General features: G+C 71.6%; 19 protein-coding genes. 14 read left to right on the top strand and 5 right to left on the bottom strand.

Annotation, left to right across the window (positions count from 1 at the left end; translation table 11 throughout):
* Positions 1–35 precede the first annotated feature (35 nt).
* The 10 genes from AC0HI0_RS31585 to truA all read left to right on the top strand — a co-directional run bounded on the left by AC0HI0_RS31585 (position 36) and on the right by truA (position 5,882).
* Entirely contained in the window at positions 36–485 is a 450-nt protein-coding gene (locus AC0HI0_RS31585) for a DUF1707 SHOCT-like domain-containing protein (protein ID WP_480927145.1), read from the top strand.
* Positions 482–826 carry a DUF1707 SHOCT-like domain-containing protein gene (locus AC0HI0_RS31580; protein WP_480927144.1) on the top strand — a complete coding sequence of 115 codons (345 nt, stop codon included), beginning with the start codon at positions 482–484 and terminating at the stop codon, positions 824–826. Before AC0HI0_RS31585 ends, AC0HI0_RS31580 begins: the two co-directional genes overlap by 4 nt.
* Before the next feature lie 324 nt (positions 827–1,150).
* On the top strand, positions 1,151–1,372 hold the full coding sequence (infA, locus tag AC0HI0_RS31575; protein WP_005166804.1) for a translation initiation factor IF-1: 222 nt from the start codon (positions 1,151–1,153) through the stop codon (positions 1,370–1,372).
* A gap of 58 nt (positions 1,373–1,430) precedes the next feature.
* A complete protein-coding gene (rpmJ, locus tag AC0HI0_RS31570; protein WP_010148647.1) occupies positions 1,431–1,544 on the top strand; it encodes a 50S ribosomal protein L36 in 114 nt (37 codons plus the stop codon).
* A 215-nt stretch (positions 1,545–1,759) separates the two neighbouring features.
* On the top strand, positions 1,760–2,140 hold the full coding sequence (gene rpsM / locus AC0HI0_RS31565; protein WP_480927143.1) for a 30S ribosomal protein S13: 381 nt from the start codon (positions 1,760–1,762) through the stop codon (positions 2,138–2,140).
* 34 nt (positions 2,141–2,174) lie between these two features.
* A complete protein-coding gene (rpsK, locus tag AC0HI0_RS31560; RefSeq protein WP_015105236.1) occupies positions 2,175–2,582 on the top strand; it encodes a 30S ribosomal protein S11 in 408 nt (135 codons plus the stop codon).
* A gap of 23 nt (positions 2,583–2,605) precedes the next feature.
* A complete protein-coding gene (rpsD, locus tag AC0HI0_RS31555; RefSeq protein ID WP_015105235.1) occupies positions 2,606–3,211 on the top strand; it encodes a 30S ribosomal protein S4 in 606 nt (201 codons plus the stop codon).
* Positions 3,212–3,360: 149 nt separating this feature from the next.
* Complete coding sequence (locus AC0HI0_RS31550) at positions 3,361–4,413, top strand: DNA-directed RNA polymerase subunit alpha (protein WP_480927142.1); 1,053 nt, start codon at positions 3,361–3,363, stop codon at positions 4,411–4,413.
* Positions 4,414–4,470: 57 nt separating this feature from the next.
* On the top strand, positions 4,471–5,034 hold the full coding sequence (gene rplQ / locus AC0HI0_RS31545) for a 50S ribosomal protein L17 (RefSeq protein WP_480927141.1): 564 nt from the start codon (positions 4,471–4,473) through the stop codon (positions 5,032–5,034).
* Between the two features lie 56 nt (positions 5,035–5,090).
* Entirely contained in the window at positions 5,091–5,882 is a 792-nt protein-coding gene (gene truA, locus AC0HI0_RS31540) for a tRNA pseudouridine(38-40) synthase TruA (RefSeq protein WP_480927140.1), read from the top strand.
* 5 nt (positions 5,883–5,887) lie between these two features.
* Here the strand turns inward: truA and AC0HI0_RS31535 are convergent, their stop codons facing one another.
* Positions 5,888–6,901: a lysylphosphatidylglycerol synthase transmembrane domain-containing protein gene (locus tag AC0HI0_RS31535; protein ID WP_480927139.1), complete on the bottom strand. Its 1,014-nt coding sequence runs from the start codon at positions 6,899–6,901 to the stop codon at positions 5,888–5,890.
* Complete coding sequence (locus AC0HI0_RS31530; protein WP_480927138.1) at positions 6,898–7,635, bottom strand: PIG-L deacetylase family protein; 738 nt, start codon at positions 7,633–7,635, stop codon at positions 6,898–6,900. Before AC0HI0_RS31530 ends, AC0HI0_RS31535 begins: the two co-directional genes overlap by 4 nt.
* A 49-nt stretch (positions 7,636–7,684) precedes the next feature.
* Between AC0HI0_RS31530 and AC0HI0_RS31525 the strand changes: the two genes are divergently transcribed.
* Positions 7,685–8,773: a glycosyltransferase family 4 protein gene (locus AC0HI0_RS31525; RefSeq protein ID WP_480927137.1), complete on the top strand. Its 1,089-nt coding sequence runs from the start codon at positions 7,685–7,687 to the stop codon at positions 8,771–8,773.
* Positions 8,774–9,381: 608 nt separating this feature from the next.
* Here the strand turns inward: AC0HI0_RS31525 and AC0HI0_RS31520 are convergent.
* From AC0HI0_RS31520 to eccE, 3 genes are all read right to left on the bottom strand, one after another.
* Complete coding sequence (locus tag AC0HI0_RS31520) at positions 9,382–10,938, bottom strand: S8 family peptidase (protein ID WP_480927136.1); 1,557 nt, start codon at positions 10,936–10,938, stop codon at positions 9,382–9,384.
* A gap of 253 nt (positions 10,939–11,191) precedes the next feature.
* A complete protein-coding gene (locus AC0HI0_RS31515; protein WP_480927135.1) occupies positions 11,192–11,920 on the bottom strand; it encodes a hypothetical protein in 729 nt (242 codons plus the stop codon).
* Complete coding sequence (gene eccE / locus AC0HI0_RS31510; protein WP_480927134.1) at positions 11,917–13,212, bottom strand: type VII secretion protein EccE; 1,296 nt, start codon at positions 13,210–13,212, stop codon at positions 11,917–11,919. The genes AC0HI0_RS31515 and eccE overlap by 4 nt, the downstream gene beginning before the upstream one ends.
* A gap of 172 nt (positions 13,213–13,384) precedes the next feature.
* On the opposite strand from eccE, the gene eccB reads away from it, so the two are divergent.
* The 3 genes from eccB to AC0HI0_RS31495 all read left to right on the top strand — a co-directional run bounded on the left by eccB (position 13,385) and on the right by AC0HI0_RS31495 (position 16,563).
* Complete coding sequence (gene eccB, locus AC0HI0_RS31505; protein ID WP_480927133.1) at positions 13,385–15,019, top strand: type VII secretion protein EccB; 1,635 nt, start codon at positions 13,385–13,387, stop codon at positions 15,017–15,019.
* A 63-nt stretch (positions 15,020–15,082) separates the two neighbouring features.
* Positions 15,083–15,433, top strand: a complete 351-nt coding sequence (locus AC0HI0_RS31500) for a hypothetical protein (RefSeq protein ID WP_480927132.1) — start codon at positions 15,083–15,085, stop codon at positions 15,431–15,433.
* An 8-nt stretch (positions 15,434–15,441) separates the two neighbouring features.
* A complete protein-coding gene (locus AC0HI0_RS31495) occupies positions 15,442–16,563 on the top strand; it encodes a WXG100 family type VII secretion target (protein WP_480927131.1) in 1,122 nt (373 codons plus the stop codon).
* Positions 16,564–16,624 lie beyond the last annotated feature (61 nt).

The raw sequence follows: 16,624 nt of genomic DNA, 5'->3' as shown, positions 1-16,624 counted from the left end.
TCTTGTCGGGCGAAGATCACGCCACCATTGAGGGCGTGACGCAGCCTGTGCGGCCCGAGGACATGCGGGCTTCCGACGCCGAACGCGAACTCGTGCAGCAGTGGCTGCACCGGGCCCACGCCGACGGCAGCCTCGACCTGGCGGAGTTCGACCTGCGGGTGTCGCGCGCCTGGCAGGCCAAGACCCGGGGTGAACTGGCCCTGCTCACCGCCGACCTGCCGCAGACCGCGCTCACCCAGAGCGCCGTGCTCCGGCAGCCGCCCCCGCCGCCGCTGCCCGTCGTGCCCAAGCGCACCGGCGGCCGCACGGCGATGAGGGTGCTCACCACGATCTGGCTGAGCGTCAGCGCGCTGAACTTCGCGCTGTGGCTGCTGGTGAGCCTGCTCGGCGGCGAGGGCCTCGTGCACCCGTGGTTCCTGTGGGTGGCGCTGCCCAGCGGCTCGGTGCTGGGCGTGATCTGGCTCGCCCTCGGCCGGGACAAGTGACGGACTTCCAGCGCAACGACCGCGCGCTCATCGCCCAGGAGCTGGCCCGGGCGAGGGCGGAGGGCAGGCTGACCGAGCCCGAGTACGAGCAGCGGATCCACCTGGTGGCGGCGGCGGACAGCTACGCCGAACTGGCCGCCCTCATCGCCGACCTGCCCCGCGACGCCGTGCCCGCCGAGCCCGCCCGCCGGTCCAAGCGCAGGATGTACGCGCTCTTCCTGGCCGTGTTCTCGGTGAACTTCCTGGTGTGGGCGATCATCAGCATGTCCCTGGGCGAACCCCTGCACCCCTGGTGGGTGTGGCTCCTCTTCTGGGGCCTGCTCCTCCTGGTCATCCCCTGACCCGAGCGGCCCCACCGCGGCTCACGGCCGCGATCCCGCGAACGAGTGCACCCCGCCGGACCTCGCACGACACCCGGCCGGACACCTCGCGGACACCCGGCGGACACCCCGCCGCCACCCGGCAACCGGTCGCGAACTGGGGCGATTTGGGGTTACCCGCCGACACGCGTACTATGGACGGGTGGCGCACACGTAGCGCCGGTTCCGCCATGCCTGTGACGGTCTCGTCACGGCCGGCAGGGTTCGCAAGGGCCTTGAAGGAGTCGGGGTCACGCGTGCCCGCACCCCAAGAGGAAGTACCCACCGTCACGAAACGCGGAGGACATGGGCAAGAAGGACGGGGCCATTGAGGTCGAGGGCCGCGTAGTCGAGCCGCTTCCCAACGCGATGTTCCGCGTCGAGTTGGAGAACGGGCACAAGGTCCTGGCACACATCAGCGGCAAGATGCGCCAGCACTACATCCGTATCCTCCCCGAGGACCGGGTTGTCGTGGAGCTCTCGCCCTACGACCTGTCCCGCGGGCGCATCGTCTACCGCTACAAGTGACCTCCACGGTGTTCACGATGCCTCGGGGACACCTGGCTAGCAGCAGGAGAGCTCAGGCGTGAAGGTCCAGCCGAGCGTCAAGAAGATCTGCGACAAGTGCAAGGTGATCCGCCGTCACGGCCGGGTCATGGTGATCTGCGAGAACCTGCGCCACAAGCAGCGCCAGGGCTGATCAGCACCTAGCACTCCGTCGCGGTCCTCAACCGACGCGACAACAGCAAGCCTCTTCGCACCTGCCCGCGCACCGCTGTGCGCGGGCACACCCCCGGACTCCAGGCCGGGGCCGGGACACCGACCGCGAGAGCGGGCGGACACTGACACAGCGAGTCAGTCCCGGAATCGGGCGAGGAGCAGACCTGGAGTGAAACCGACAGGAGCAAGCGCCGTATGGCACGACTCGCTGGCGTCGACCTCCCCCGCGAGAAGCGGATGGAGATCGCGCTCACCTACATCTTCGGCATTGGTCGCACGCGCTCGAAGGAGCTGCTGACCGCCACCGAGATCTCCCCTGACCTGCGTGTCAAGGACCTGGGTGACGAAGACCTCGCGAAGTTGCGGGACTACATCGAGAACCACTTCAAGGTCGAGGGTGACCTCCGCCGTGAGGTTCAGGCCGACATCCGCCGCAAGATGGAAATCGGCTGCTACGAGGGTCTGCGCCACCGTCGCAACCTGCCCGTCCGCGGGCAGCGCACCAAGACGAACGCGCGCACTCGTAAGGGTCCGAAGAAGACCGTGGCGGGCAAGAAGAAGGCCGGCAAGAAGTAAGACCTCGCGAACTTAAGTAGGAGATCACCCAGAGATGCCACCCAAGTCCCGCACGGGCGCCGGGGTCAAGAAGGTCCGGCGCAAGGAAAAGAAGAACGTCTCGCACGGCCAGGCGCACATCAAGAGCACGTTCAACAACACCATCGTGTCCATCACGGACCCGCTGGGCAACGTGATCAGCTGGGCGTCCGCCGGCCACGTGGGCTTCAAGGGCTCGCGCAAGTCGACGCCGTTCGCGGCGCAGATGGCCGCCGAGAACGCCGCCCGCAAGGCCGCCGAGCACGGCATGCGCAAGGTGGACGTGTTCGTGAAGGGTCCCGGCTCCGGCCGCGAGACCGCGATCCGTTCGCTGCAGGCCGCCGGCCTTGAGGTCGGCACCATCCAGGACGTGACCCCGCAGCCCCACAACGGCTGCCGCCCGCCCAAGCGGCGCCGGGTCTGAGGCACGGGGAGGAGTAAGAACTCATGGCTCGCTACACCGGACCGGCTACCCGTATCTCGCGCCGGCTCAAGGTCGACCTCGTCGGTGGGGACCAGGCGTTCGAACGCCGTCCCTACCCGCCCGGCCAGCACGGCCGCGGTCGGATCAAGGAGACCGAGTACCTGGCCCAGCTCCAGGAGAAGCAGAAGGCCCGCTACACGTACGGCGTGCTGGAGAAGCAGTTCCGCCGCTACTACGACGAAGCGGTCCGCCGCACCGGCAAGACCGGTGAGAACCTGCTGCAGATCCTGGAGTCGCGGCTGGACAACGTGGTGTACCGCGCGGGTCTCGCGCGCACCCGTCGCCAGGCGCGCCAGCTGGTCAGCCACGGTCACTTCATCGTGAACGGCCACAAGGTCAACATCCCGAGCTTCCGGGTGTCGAAGTTCGACATCATCGACGTGAAGCCGAAGTCGCTGCCCACGCTGCCCTTCGAGGCCGCGCGTGCGTCGTTCGGCGACCGCCCGATCCCGGCGTGGCTCCAGGTCGTGCAGTCCAACCTGCGCATCCTGGTGCACCAGCTGCCCGAGCGGGCGCAGATCGACACGCCCGTCACCGAGCAGCTCATCGTCGAGCTCTACTCGAAGTGATCCTCCTGGAGGGCGGTCCGCAACCGGGCCGCCCTCCAGTCGGGTCCCGCGACGGCACGGAATGGTGTGCCGCACGCGTTAGCCGGTCTCCGCGACCGGCACTCCCGGCGTCAAATAGCGGTCGTCGGGTTTGAGAGAGGAAGAACCCAGTGCTGATTTCCCAGCGCCCCTCGCTCAGCGAGGAAGCGGTCAACGAGACCCGCTCCCGGTTCGTCATCGAGCCGCTGGAGCCGGGCTTCGGCTACACCCTCGGCAACTCCATCCGCCGCACCCTGCTGTCGTCCATCCCCGGCGCGGCCGTGACCAGCATCCGCATCGACGGTGTGCTGCACGAGTTCACGACCGTGCCCGGTGTGAAGGAAGACGTCACCGACATCATCCTCAACCTCAAGGAGCTGGTCGTCAGCTCCGAGGAGGACGAGCCGGTGACCATGTACCTGCGCAAGCAGGGGCCTGGTGCGGTGACCGCAGGCGACATCGTGCCCCCGGCCGGTGTCACCGTGCACAACCCCGACCTGCACATCGCGACCCTGAACGGCAAGGGCAAGCTGGAGATCGAGCTCGTGGTCGAGCGCGGTCGCGGCTACGTCCCCGCCGTGCAGAACAAGCAGGCCGGTGCCGAGATCGGCCGCATCCCCGTCGACTCGATCTACTCGCCCGTCATGAAGGTGACCTACAAGGTCGAGGCCACCCGTGTCGAGCAGCGGACCGACTTCGACAAGCTGATCCTCGACGTCGAGACCAAGCCCTCCATCACGCCGCGCGACGCCGTCGCGTCCGCGGGCAAGACCCTGGTGGAGCTGTTCGGTCTGGCGCGCGAGCTGAACGTCGACGCCGAGGGCATCGAGATCGGACCGTCGCCCGCCGAGGCCGACACCATCGCGGCGTTCGCGATGCCGATCGAGGACCTGGACCTCACCGTCCGGTCCTACAACTGCCTCAAGCGCGAGGGCATCCACACGGTGGGCGAGCTGGTCTCGCGCAGCGAGGCGGACCTGCTGGACATCCGCAACTTCGGGGCGAAGTCGATCGACGAGGTCAAGATGAAGCTCGTCGGTCTCGGCCTCGCGCTGAAGGACTCCCCCCCTGGGTTCGACCCCTCGGCCGCCGCGTCCGACTACCCCGCCGAGGGCTGGGGCGCGGACACGAGCGTGGACAGCCACGACGACGGCCAGGACTACGCGGAGACCGAGCAGCTCTGAGGCCGTCAACGGCCGGGCCGGAGCAGAGGATCAGCAAGTAATCCGAGGAGCAATACGATGCCTACCCCCACCAAGGGACCCCGTCTCGGGGGCTCTCCGGCCCACGAGCGGTTGATGTTGGCCAACCTGGCCACGTCGCTGTTCACGCACGGCCGGATCACGACCACGGAGGCCAAGGCCAAGCGCCTGCGCCCGTACGCCGAGAAGCTGATCAGCAAGGCGAAGGTCGGCGACCTGCACAACCGTCGCGAGATCCTCAAGGTCATCCGCGACAAGGACATCGTGCACAAGCTGTTCGCCGAGATCGGCCCGCAGTTCGCGGACCGCCCGGGCGGCTACACCCGCATCACCAAGACGCTGGCGCGCAAGGGCGACAACGCCCCCATGGCCGTGATCGAGCTGGTGCAGGAGCAGACCGTCACCTCCGAGGCGGAGCGCGCCCGCAAGACCAAGTTCGCCAAGGACCAGGCCCCCAAGGCCGCCGAGGTCAAGGACGACGAGGTCAAGGACGAGGCCGAGACCGCCGAGGCGACTGACGCCGAGGCGACCGAGGCCGAGGAGACCGCCGCCGACGCGTCCGACGACGCGCCGAAGGCCGAGAGCAAGAAGGACGAGTCCTGACGGACTCCTCCGCCACCGAGCCCGTCGTCCCCGCTGGGGGCGACGGGCTCGTTCGTGTGCGCCTGGACCTGGCCTACGACGGGACCGGGTTCTCCGGGTGGGCGCGCCAGCCGGAGCGGCGCACGGTGTGCGGGGTGCTGGAGGACACGATGTCCACGGTGCTGCGCGAGGACGTGAGCCTGACCGTGGCGGGCCGCACCGACGCCGGGGTGCACGCCGCCGGCCAGGTGGCGCACGCCGACCTGCCCGCCGGCGTGGACGTGGCCGGGCTGCCCCGGCGGCTGGCCCGCGCGCTGCCCGCCGACGTCCGGGTGTTCTCCGCGCGGGTGGTGCCGGCCGAGTTCGACGCCCGGTTCGCGGCGCTGCGCCGGCACTACGAGTACCGCGTCACGGACGCCCCGTTCGGCGCGCACCCGTTGCGGCGGCTGGACACCCTGGCCTGGCCGCGCCCGCTGGACCTGGGCGCGCTGAACGCCGCGTCGGCGTTGTTGCTGGGGGAGCAGGACTTCTGCGCGTTCTGCAAGCGGCGTGAGGGTGCCACGACGATCCGTGAGTTGCAGCGGCTGTCGTGGGAGCGCGCGGGGGACGTGCTGACGGCGTCGGTGTCGGCCGACGCGTTCTGCCACTCGATGGTGCGCAGCCTGGTCGGCGCGCTGCTGGCGGTCGGCGAGGGGCGCAAGCCCGTCACGTGGCCGGCGTCGCTGCTGTCGCTGACGGCCCGGTCGAGCGAGGTGACGGTGGCGCCGCCGCACGGGCTGTCGCTGGTGCGGGTCGACTACCCGCCGGACGCGCTGCTCGCCGAACGGGCCCTGGTCACCCGCAACGTCCGGGTCGCGCCGGGCGGCTGACGCGGTCAGCCCGCGGCGCGGGCGCGGCGGACCGACCAGTTGAGCCAGGCCGCGCCGCCCAGCGGGATCTCGGCCAGGAACGTGAACACCGCGAACAGCAGCACCCCGGCCACGGCCGGCGCGGCGGGCGTGCCCAGGGCGACCAGCAGCGCGATCGTGCCGTTCTCGCTGACCCCGAACCCGCCGGGCGTGATCACCGCGAGGGTCAGCAGCCGGCTCACCGCGAACGCCGCGATCAGCGCGGGCAGCGACAGCTCGGTGCCGGTCACCGCGAGGCAGCACCACAGCAGCAGGGCCTGGAGGACCAGGTAGGCGACCATGCCCAGGGTCATCTTCGACCAGCCGTTGCGGACGACCGCCGCGTTCTGCCGCCGCAACCGCACCACGAACCGGCGCGCGCGGCCCTTGAGCAGGCCGCTGAGCCACCGCAGGCGGGTCAGCCCGATGACCACCGCCGCGAGGGCGGCAGCGGTGCCCAGCGTGGCCGCCAGGACCCCCTGGCCGAACACCGCCGCGCCCTGGATGGCCAGCGCCACCAGCGGCAGCGCGACCCGGCCCAGGGCGTTCCACAGGCCGCTGACGATCGTGGACGTGGTGATCGCGCGGGCGGAGTGGCCCCAGCTCGCCGCCATCACCGCCGTCACCGCGACGCCCGCCGCCCCGCCGAAGGGCAGCATGTTGCTGACCGCGCTGCCCGCCGCGTTGAGGCTGAACGCCTGGGTGTTGCGCAGGCCGGGCATCGAGCCGGTCAGCACGTAGGTGTAGGCCCACAGGCCCGCCAGCCACAGTGCGGTGAGGCCGAGCAGGGCGACCGGGCCGACGTCGGACATCTGGTCGCCGATGGACGTCCAGTCGACACCGCTCACGGTCGGCACCAGGACCACGACCAGCCACACCGCGAGGGCGAGCGAGGCGACCGAGGCGCCCAGCCGCAGCCAGGTGCGCCACCGGGGGCCGGACCGCCGGGCGGGCGCGGGTGCGGCGGGGTGCGCCCCGGCCTCCTCCGAGACCGCGGTCACCGGGCTCGCAAGCGTTTGCGCTCCACGTACCACTCCGTGCCCATCACCAGCCGGAACAGCGGTTTCGGCAGGCTCAGCAGGGCCGTCAGGGTGCGCGGGTCCTCGCCGCCCGTGGTCTGCGTCGCGTGCGCGGCCAGCGCCGCCCGCTTCTGGTCCATGTAGCGGCGTACGTTGACCTTGTGGGTGATCTCCTCGCGAGGCGTGTAGGCCGACTTGAACGGAGTCAGGTCGAAGTCGCGCACGAGCCGCGCCAGGCGCAGCCCGCGCAGCAGCAGAGTCCGGTCGACCGTCGCCTCCCACACCCTCAGTGTGCCTGCCAGCTCCGCGGCCAGCGCGCCGACCCGGTGCACCTGGACGTGATCGGGGTGCCCGTATCCTCCGGTCGGGTCGTACGTCGTGAGCAGGTCGGCCTTCTCCTCGTGGAGCAGTTCCGCGAGGCGTCCGGCCGCTTCCGACACGTCCGCCTGGGCGAATCCTGTCGAACCGTCCAGACCAGAGTCCTCGTAGCCGAGAAACTCGACACGTGAGCAACCCAGGGCTTTCGCCGAGACGTGGGCCTCCCGTGTCCTGACCGCGCCGAGGTCGTGCCGGTCCGACGCCAGCCCGCGCTCGCCCGCGGTGGCCACGACGAGCACGACCCGGTGCCCCTCCGCGGCGAGGCGGGCCATCGTCCCGCCGGTCAGCAGGGCTTCGTCGTCTGGGTGGGCGTGGAAGAACACGCAGGTACGGCTCACAGGTGTAAGAGTGTCAGTTGGTCTGTTCGGCGGCTTGACGGGAGTCCATGTGTCGATCATCCACGTCACCGACTGCTTCCTCCCGCGGTTGGGCGGGATCGAGGTGCAGGTCGCCGGCCTCGCCGACGCACAGCGCACGGCGGGCGAACAGGTGCACGTCGTGACCGCGACCCGGCTGGCCGACCAGCCGCCGGGGTACCGGGTGCACCGGGTCGCCATGCGCTTGCCGTGGAACCTGCCAGTGCACCCGCGCGCGGGCAAGCACATTGATCGAATCCTGTCCGAAGTGCGGCCGGACGTCGTATACGCGCATGTGGGCGCGATCTCACCGTTCGCGTGGTCGGGCATCCGCGCGGCGCTGCGGCAGGGCCTGCCGACGGTCGCCGTGGTGCACAGCATGTGGGACCCGTCGGTGCAGCGCGCGTACCGCTGGCTCGACCGGGTGGGCGGCTGGACCCGCACCCCGCTCGTGCTGGGCGCGGTGAGCACGGCGGCGGCCGACCGGATGCGCGCGGCGTTGCCGGGCGTCGAGGTGTCGGTGGTGCCCAACGGGATCACGCCGGTGCAGTGGCGCGGCGGGGTGGAGCACCGGGCGGACGGCCGGGTGCACGTCGTGTCGGTGGGGCGGCTGGCCTCGCGCAAGCAGCCGATGCGGCTGCTGGAGGTGCTGCGGGAGGCCCAGCAGCAGGTCGGCAACCTGCGCGCGACCATCGCCGGCGACGGGCCGGAGATGGCGTCGATGCGGCGCTACCTGCGGCGGCACGGGATGGACTGGGTGTCGCTGCCGGGTCGGCTGGACCGGGCGGGGATCTCCCGGCTGCTGGCCCGCGCGGACGTGTTCGTGAACCCGACCGTGGCCGAGGCGTTCGGGCTGGCCACGCTGGAGGCCCGCACGGCGGGCGTGCCGGTGGTGGCCCGGCCGGGGACCGGCGTCACGGACTTCGTGCGCGACGGCGTCGAGGGCGTGCTGACCGACGACCTGGTGGGCGGGGTGGTGCGGCTCGCGGGCGACCACGACGAGCGGCGCCGGATCGCGGAGCACAACCGCGACACCGAGCCGAACTGCACGTGGCCCCGGGTCCTGGAGGCGTTGCGCGCGTGCGCGGACAAGGCCCAGTGCAACACCCCTGCGGCTTAGAGCACGAGGCGGGCGGGGTCGAACGCGACCGGGACCGGGGCGGCGGTGACGGTCGACACGTCGCCGGGCTTGAGGACGTTCTCCTCGACGTACTTGCCGTTGTCGAGGCGGTAGGCGCGCCAACGCCTCGGCGGGGAAGCCGACCTCGGCCGGCGCGCGGTTCAAGATCGCGAGGTCCGGGATCATCGCGGTCCGGAACACGGTGGAGGTCTCGATGTTCACCGTGGTGACCAGGAAGAGGTCCGGACGTCCCGCGGCGTCGAGTGCGTCCTCCAGCGGTCGCACCAGTCGCGTCGCGGCGTACTGGTGCTTGCCGGGTGGTGGCGCAGTCGCGTGCAGGTACCCCGAGATCAGTTCGATGCGTGAACCGTCCGCCGTCTGCGGCAGGTCCACCCAGTCCTCGACGGTGTGCGGGCCGATCGCCGGGTACGGCTGGTCCTGGTGCGGCTCGTACCCGTGCTCCGGTGCTGCGGGCACGGTTCCCACCTCTCGGCTCGACGCTGACCCCGGTGTTCCCTGGTCCACCAACCGGGTGGCGGCGTGAAGCGGCCCCTCACCGTCTGGCCGGTGGTGAGGGGCCGCTGTGCGCGGAGTCGGTCCGCGAGGTGTTACAGGTCGATCGTCCAGCTGTCGATGAAGCCCGTGTCCTGGGCGTACCAGTCACGGACCTTCAGCTGCCAGTTGCCGTTCGCGTTCTCGGTGGCGAGGTTGAGCGTGTACGTGGCGTCCACGTTGTCCGCGCCGTCCGCGCCGCTCTGCACCTTGAGCTGCTTGAGCGCACCGCTCGGCGCGACCAGGTCGATCGACAGGTCGCCCCGGTACGGGTGCTTGACGTGCACCTCGACGGTCACCGCCGTGCCCGCCTTGCCCGCGCAGCCCGCCACCGTGATGGTGCTGGTGCCGACGCCCTGGTCGGGCACGTTCACGTCGGTCGCGTTGGTCTTCGCCGGGCAGCCGGTGGGCGGCGGGGTGTCGCCCACGAGGCGCAGCAGCTTGTTCGGCGAGCCGGTGCCCGGGTTGCCCACGACGTTGTTGGTCGCGCCGTTCACCAGGGCGTCGCGCACCTGCTGCGGGGTGGCCGTCGGGTTCGCCGCCAGGTACACCGCCGCCGCGCCGACGACGTGCGGGGTCGCCATCGACGTGCCGCTGATCGTGTTGGTGGCGTTGTCGTCGGTGTACCAGGACGACGTGATGTTCGAGCCCGGCGCGAAGATGTCCAGGCAGGTGCCGATGTTCGAGAACGACGAGCGCGCGTCGGTGTTCGTCGTCGACCCGACGGTGATGGCCTCGACGGTGCGGCCCGGCGAGTTGTTGCACGCGTTCGCGCCGTTGTCGTTGCCCGCCGCGAGGCCGTAGGTCACGCCCGAGGCGATGGAGTTGCGGACGGCCTGGTCGACGGTGGCGTCCGCGCCGCCGCCGAGCGACATGTTCGCCACGGCCGGCTTGACGGCGTTCGCGGTCACCCAGTCGATACCCGCGATGACCCCGGCGTAGGTGCCGGAGCCGGCGCAGTTCAGCACCCGGACGCCGACCAGCTTGGCCTTCTTGGCCACGCCGTGCTTGGTGCCCGCGACGGTGCCGGAGACGTGCGTGCCGTGGCCGTTGCAGTCGGTGGCGTCGTTGTCGTTGTCGACGGTGTCGCGCCCGGAGGTGGCGCGGCCGGCGAAGTCGCTGTGCGTGAAGCGGATGCCCGTGTCGATGATGTAGGCGGTGACGCCCTCACCCTCGTTCGGGTAGGTGTAGGAGTTGTCCAGCGGCAGCGCCGCCTGGTCGATCCGGTCCAGGCCCCAGGACGGAGTGGGCGACTGGGTGGCGGAGATCCTGACCTCGGCGTCCTGCTGCACGTACGAGACCGCCGGGTCGGCGGCGAGCTTGCGGGCCTGCGCCTCGGACATGGTCGCGGAGAAACCACGGAGGGCGCTGGTGTAGGTGTGCGTGACGTTCGCCTGGTACTTGGCGCTCAACGCGTCGACGCCGGCCGTGTTCGCGTCCTTGAGCACCACGATGAAGCTGTCCTGCACGGCGTTCTCGGCACCGAGGCCGCGGATGTCGCCCTGGGCGGTCGCGGTGAAACCGGTCAACGCGGTGGACACCGCCAACGCGGCGCCGGTGGCCAGTGCGACACCGGCCAGGCGTTTCGGTCTGGACGTGTGAGCGTCTCCCATGGCAGGGGTTCCCCTCTTCGCAAGGTGTGCCCCGCCGGATTCGTCCCCCGAAACCGGTCGGACACGGTGAGTCACTTCCTAGTTCGCTCCGAGGTGCCCTGGCAAGAACCCGCCGGCAAGATCCGACGAATGGCCTCTCCACAGAATTTATTCGCCCTGTGAATGAATAGCTGCGGAGAGTGACTGGACGTCCGCGCACGAACTGTGCCCCGGACCGCCGGTCCGGGGCACAGTTCGGAACACGGGCTACGGGTCAGTCGCCGCGCCGCACGGCACCCAGGATCTGCTGCTCACCGGGGGTGGTCACCAGGCGCAGCGGGCGCCACAGGTTCGCGCCGAGGGCGATCACCTGGTCGTCCTTCAACGTGGTGAGCTGGTGCGCCATCTGCGGCGGCAGCCGCCAGATCTGGCTCGCCAACTGGGCCTGGCCGACCGGCAAGCGCTGCAACAGCACCAGGTCCGCGGTGTTCGCGGTGGTGGCCGCCTGCGGGTGCAGGTACGGCAGCACGTACATCGTGGTCTGCCACGGCGAGCGCGGCGGGAACAGCTCCTGCGGCACGTGGCCGCCGTCGTGCACCACCAGCAGCGGGCTGTCCTCGGACGGCCGGGGCAGCTCCACCGGGCTCAGCCGGCGCAGCTGCACCAGCGGCGAGGGGCGGCCGTCCTGGCCGGAGCCCGCCGCGCGCACCACCGGCTGCCACGCCTGCGGCCGGCCGGTGGCGATGGTGATCCACGCGCCGGTCGCCATGGCGCGCAACGCGATCTGCCGCGCCAGGTACAGCCCGCCGACCACGACCATGCGGGTCGGGGCGGAGCGCAGCACGGAGATCGTCAGCGGCTCGCCCTTGAGCCCCGAGCCGAGCACCATGCCGCCGCGGTCGCCCGACGGCGACACCACGTCCAGCAGTTGCGGCGAGACCAGGAACTCCGGGGCCACGCCCCGGCCCTGGCCGCGGGTGTCCAGCAGCCGCGAGTTCGTCACGCGACACCTCCCAGCGGCAGGGTGGCGGCCAGGCCCGCGACCTGGAGGCCGTTCAACGGGGTGAGGGTGATGTCCAGCTTGTCCGACAACGCCTTGAGCCGGTCGTCCGCGCGGTCCAGTTCGGACGGCGTGCGGGCGGAGACCCGCACCATGCCGCGCAGCCCGACCTGGCCCTGCTCGCTGCTCGGCGAGATGGTCATGGACAGCGTGGAGGACAGCGCCCGGACGCCGGTCAGCGCGTTCAGGTTGTTCCGCATGCCCTTGGCGGGCCAGCCGGTGATGGCGTAGGAGGCGTGGCCGACCCCGCCCGCCGTCACGCCGGACCACTTCTCGCGCAGCGACACCGAGTTGTTCGAGCCCGCCACCGAGGTCAGCTCGGCGGCCGAGATGCCGGCCCGGATCAGCTCGTCGGAGTCCAGCGGCCGGATCGCCACCCCCGCCGACTCCAGCGCGTTGCGCACCCGCGACAGCGCGCCGATCAGCGCCCGGTGCGCGCCGACGACGCCGCCGCCGCGCTCCCGGATCGCCGCCGCGCAGCGCTTGGGGTCCAGCCGGACCGCGATCCACGTGGTGCGCCGGGACGCCGCGGGCAGCGGGCCGAGCACCTCCATGTACGAGTTGAGCGCCGGGGAGTTCGAGGGCAGCGCGGCGCTGCCCGGGTAGCAGTGCCAGATCACCGAGATCGCGTCCAGCACCACGCCCCGGTCCTCCAGGGTCGGCGCGAGCGCGCCCAGCGGGAGGGCCGGCGCGCTGCCGACGGCGGTGATCAGGCCGGGCGCGGGGTCGACCAGCAGCACGGCGGTCCACGCGCCCTGGTGCCAGGCCATGCCCAGCGGGCGGCGCTCGTGGTCCACGCCCTTGGCCACCACCAGGTCCGGCATGGCCAGCCGCAGCAGGGCGACCCTCGGGTCCTCCGCGCCGATGACCGAGGTCTCCTCCTCCGACGGCGGCTTCATCTCCACCGGGCCGGAGCGCTTGGCGGTGCGCGAGTGGCCGCGGAAGTTGTAGCGGATGATCAGGCCGATCCACTGGGTCAGCCACCGGCCGCGCGAGCGGGTGAACGCCAGGATCAGCGCGACCAGCACGATCCCGCCCGCCGTGTAGAGCAGGGCGGGCGCGATCTTGTCACCGGTCGTCCCGATGGCGAGCAGGATCAGGCCGACCGCGACGCCGACCTCCAGGACCACCAGGTTGGCGACCGGGAGCGAGCCGAGACTGGCCCCCGTGGCGCGGCGACGCGCCCGGAGCAGCGCGGCGCGCACAGCGCCCCCGGCGGCTTGCGCGCGCGCCATGGCAGGGTTGGGCGGGCCCGGATGTGGGGTGGTCACGGACATCCGATCTGGTTCTCTTTCCGTCGGCGTTTCGGCGGGCGGACCTACCGGGTCTGACCAACCCGCACACGCGCCACCCGCCGTCCGGCTATCGTGCAGACCGTACCGCGACTGGGAGAGCAGCGAGCCTCGAATGGCATCAACACCCACCACCAAGTCACAGGTCCAGGCATACCGCTTCGTGCTGCGCCGGATGCAGTCCGCGCTGGTGCGCAGAGACGCGGTGATGCTGCACGACCCGATGCGCACGCACTCGCGGGCGACAGCGGTGGGCGTGATCCTCGGCGTGATCGGCCTGATCGCCTTCCTGGTGTTCGGCTTCTTCTCGCCGGACCCGAAGATCGACGGTGAGACGCAGATCGCGATCAGCAAGGAGACCGGCCAGGTCTACGTGGTCCGCAAGGACCCCGAGCAGCTGATCCCGATGACGAACCTGGCGTCCGCGCGGCTGCTGATCCTCAACCAGCAGAACCCGGACAAGGGCCAGGGTTCGGTCGGCGGCGGCGACGCGCAGGCCGGGCAGGTCAACGCCGCGCCGGCGGTCGCGGGCGGCGAGCCGAAGCTGGTCAGCGAGAAGGCCCTGTCCAAGCTGCCCAAGGGCCGGCTGACCGGCATCCCGGACGGCCCGGACATGCTGCCCGCCAAGGCCGAGGACCGGATCGGTCCGGAGTGGTCGGTGTGCGACACGCTCGACCTGGACGAGACGCTCAACAACCCCACCGCCAAGGGCAAGTTCGAGACCACGGTCCTCGCGGGCATGAGCGGCGGCCAGCTGCTGGACGGCAACAAGGCGCTGCTGGTGCGCACCGGCACCGACGACAAGCAGGCGTACCTGATCTACAAGTCGCCGGTGAACTCGAAGATCACCTCGACCTCGACCGTGCGGGCCAAGGTGGACCTGACCAAGGCGGACGTGCAGACCGCGCTGAACCTGCGCGGCAAGACCGTCCGCGCGATCAGCTCCGGCCTGCTCAACGCGATCCCCGAGGCCAAGCCGCTGCGCGCGCCGGAGATCCCGGGCCTGGGCGACCCGGTCACCTACCTCAACGGGGTGAACCTGGAGGTGGGCGACGTCATCGAGGTCGTCCGCACGGGTGCCGACCCGGTGTTCTACGTGGCGCTCAAGGACGCGTTGCAGGAGATCAGCCGCGCGGCGGGCGACCTGATCCGCGCCGCCTACGCGCAGGGCGCGGACGCGAAGCGGGTCGACATCGCCCGCATCGACACCCGCAAGCCCGCGCAGCAGCTGGACTTCCTGGACTACCCGTCCGAGGTGCCGGAGGTGCTGGAGCCCAACCAGAACAACCGGGTGGTGTGCCTGAACTGGCGCGCCGAGAACGTCAACGCGGACAACCGGTCCCAGCACACCCAGGTGACCATCGCGCCGGCGCTGCCGGTGCCCGCCGACGCCGTCGCGGTCGACATCAACCAGGTCGGCGCGACCGGCGAGGTGGTCGGCAAGTTCATGATGGCGTCGGGCAAGTCGGCCGTGGTGCGCTCGGCGACGTCCACCCAGGACTTCCGCAGCGGGCCCATCCACCTGGTCTCCGGGCGGGGCGTGAAGTACGGCATCCCGGACACCGTGGTCAGCGGCGCGCTCGGGCTGGGCGACCAGTTCACCCCGGGACCGGAGTCGATCCTGCGGCTGCTGCCCAACGGCCCGCAGCTCAACCGGACCGACGCGGTGCGCAGCTGGGACTCGATCCCGGTGCCGAAGAACCTCGGCCGGCTGCCCGAGGACCAGCAGAAGAAGGCAAGCGGCGGCTGAGTCCGCCCGTTCGGCGGAACCGCCGTGCCCCGGACACCGTCGGAAGCGGGAGGAGGTGTCCGGGTGAACGAGGTGTCACGACCCGCCGCCCCGGCGCGCACCGGTCGGATCGCGGTCGACGCGCGCTGGGTCGAGCTGTACGCGAAGCGGGTGGACGAGGCGGCCGAGGAGCTGTCCCGGGCCCGCGCCGGGCTGCGGGCCGAGCCCGTGCGGGCGCAGAGCTTCGGCGAGATCGGCCGGGCGCTGCGCAGCGCCGAGGCGTACGGCCGCGCGGCCGCGATGTTGAACCGGCAGCTGGACCGGGCGTGCGAGGTGCTCACGGCCGCGGCGCACGGGCTGCACGAGGTGGCCGAGCACTACGGCTCCCAGGAGGCCGAGGCCGTCGCGCTGATCAAGAACGCGGACCGGCGGTAGGGGGCGTGGTGCGGGGCAGGGACGGGCGGCAGATCGCCGCCGAGGTCGGGCCGGAGCTGGAGTACCTGTCCGGGATCAGCCGCCGGCTCGGCGTGCCGGACCTGGTCGAGGAGTACTTCACCCCGGTCGTCGGGTCGTGGAACGACCTGCACGACGAGGCCGAGCGGTGGCGCGCCGCCGGGCTGGTCGCCGAGCACGTGACCCGCGACCTGACCAAGCCGCTGGGCAGGCTGGACTCGGCGTGGCAGGGCAAGGACGCCGACTCGTTCGTGGCGCACATGCAGTCCGTGGGGCTCGCCGGGCACGACCTGTCCGACGCGATGCACGCCATGGGCGACGCGCTGGACCAGACCGCCGAGGGGGTCCGCGACGTCGTCGTGGACCTGTCGCGGGTGTTCGCCGAGGCCGCCGACACCGTGTCGAGCGCGGCGGCGCTGCCGCTGGACGGCGACCGGCGGGCGATCGAGGCGCTGGACGAGCTGAAGGCCCCGGTGAAGGAGCTGTACGAGTCCGTCCGGGACATCCTGGAGGCGTTCCTCAAGCTGTGCGACGGCGTGTCCGGGGCGTCGGACTTCGCCGAGGTGCGGATGGAGCACAAGTACCCCGAGCAGAACTGGTCCTACACCGCGCCCAAACCCGCCGCTCCCGCCGTCCCCGGTGCGGGTGGCGCGGTCGCGGGCTCCGGCGCGGCCGGTGGTGGCGTGGCGGGCGGTGCGCCCGGCGGTGGCGCCGGTGACGCGTCCAAGGCCGGCGGTGGCGCGCCCGGTGGCGGTGTCGGGGGCGGTGGCACGCCCGGCGGTGGCGGGAGCGTCGGCGGTGGCGGGAGCGTGCCCGCGAGCGTGACGCCCGAGCCGCAGCTCGCGCCCGGCGGGGCGGCGATGGTGCAGGACCCCCAGCCGTCCGAGGCCGCGTCGAGGCCCGCCGCGGCGGCCGGTGGCGGCGGTGCGGCGACCGGCGCGGCCGGTGGCGCGATGGGCGGCGGCATGATGGGCGGCATGGCCGGTGCCGGCGGTGGCCAGCAGGGCGGGGACAAGGAGCACAAGTCCAAGGTCCGCATCACCGGCTCCACCGAGGAGCTGTTGGGCAAGCCGAAGAAGACCGCGCCCCAGGTGCTCGGCGAAGACGACTGACCCCGGCGCGCGGGAGCGGAACGCGGAACGGGCCGCACCTCTTCGCGAGGTGCGGCCCGTT

The sequence above is a fragment of the Saccharothrix sp. NBAS 001 genome (genome assembly GCF_056640475.1).
This window is presented reverse-complemented; position numbering and strand designations above follow the sequence as displayed.